This is a genomic window from Cupriavidus basilensis OR16 (genome assembly GCF_000243095.1).
In the GTDB taxonomy this organism is placed as follows: Bacteria; Pseudomonadota; Gammaproteobacteria; order Burkholderiales; family Burkholderiaceae; genus Cupriavidus; species Cupriavidus basilensis_D.
Window position 1 is genome coordinate 1 of sequence record NZ_AHJE01000080.1, and the last position, 1,095, is coordinate 1,095.

Here is a 1,095-nt window from a genome sequence, read left to right on the forward strand (position 1 = left end):
AGTACGCCGGGCTCAACTACTGGGTGATGCTGGTGCTCTCGCCGCTGGCGGTGGCGCTGATCGGCATCGTGATCGAGCGCACCATGCTGCGCTGGATCTACAAGCTCGACCATATCTACGGCCTGCTGCTGACGCTCGGCATCACGCTGGTGATCGAAGGCATCTTCCGCTCGATCTACGGGGTGTCCGGGCTGCCCTACTCGGCGCCGGAGGCGCTCAGCGGCGCCACCGATCTGGGCTTCATGATCCTGCCGAACTACCGGGCCTGGGTGGTCGCGGCGTCGCTGGTGGTGTGCTTCTCGACCTGGTACCTGATCGAGAAGACCAAGCTGGGCGCCTACCTGCGCGCCGGCACCGAGAACCCCAAGCTGGTCGAAGCGTTCGGCGTCAACGTGCCGCTGATGGTGACACTGACCTACGGCTTCGGCGTGGCGCTGGCGGCGTTTGCCGGCGTGCTGGCCGCACCGGTGATCCAGATCTCGCCGCTGATGGGGCAGAACCTGATCATCATCGTGTTCGCGGTGGTGGTGATCGGCGGGATGGGCTCGATCATGGGTTCGATCCTGACCGGCCTCGGCCTGGGCGTGATCGAGGGCCTGACCAAGGTGTTCTATCCCGAGGCGTCCTCCACGGTGGTGTTCTTCATCATGGTGATCGTGCTGATGCTGCGCCCAGCCGGATTGTTCGGGAGGGAGAAGTGATGAACCAACCAACCGGCGCGGCCGTGGCCGCGGGGCAGACAAGACAGGGGCGGGGCGTGCAGAAGAAACTGTTGTACGGATTGTTGCTGGCAGCGCTGATCCTGGCGCCGATGGCCGGGGCGTATCCGGTGTTCGTGCTCAAGGTGCTGTGCTTCGCACTGTTCGCGTGCGCCTTCAACCTGCTGATCGGCTATACCGGGCTGCTGTCGTTCGGCCATGCTGCCTTCTTTGGCGGCGCGGCCTATACGGCCGGGCATGCCATGAAAGTCTGGGGCGTCACACCCGAGGTCGGGCTGGTGCTGGGCACGCTGGCGGGCGCCTTGATCGGCTACGTGGTCGGGTACATCGCGATTCGCCGGCAGGGCATCTACTTCTCGATGATCACGCTGGCGCT

Annotated in this window: 2 protein-coding genes; both read left to right on the forward strand. The window is 64.8% G+C overall.

The window, feature by feature from the left end; translation table 11 throughout:
* Positions 1 to 701 (forward strand): branched-chain amino acid ABC transporter permease (locus tag OR16_RS26510; RefSeq protein WP_006161398.1); only part of this gene is annotated, 701 nt, incomplete at its 5' end.
* A partial coding sequence (locus OR16_RS26515; RefSeq protein ID WP_006161399.1) for a branched-chain amino acid ABC transporter permease occupies positions 701 to 1,095 on the forward strand: 395 nt, incomplete at its 3' end. The genes OR16_RS26510 and OR16_RS26515, both read left to right, overlap by 1 nt.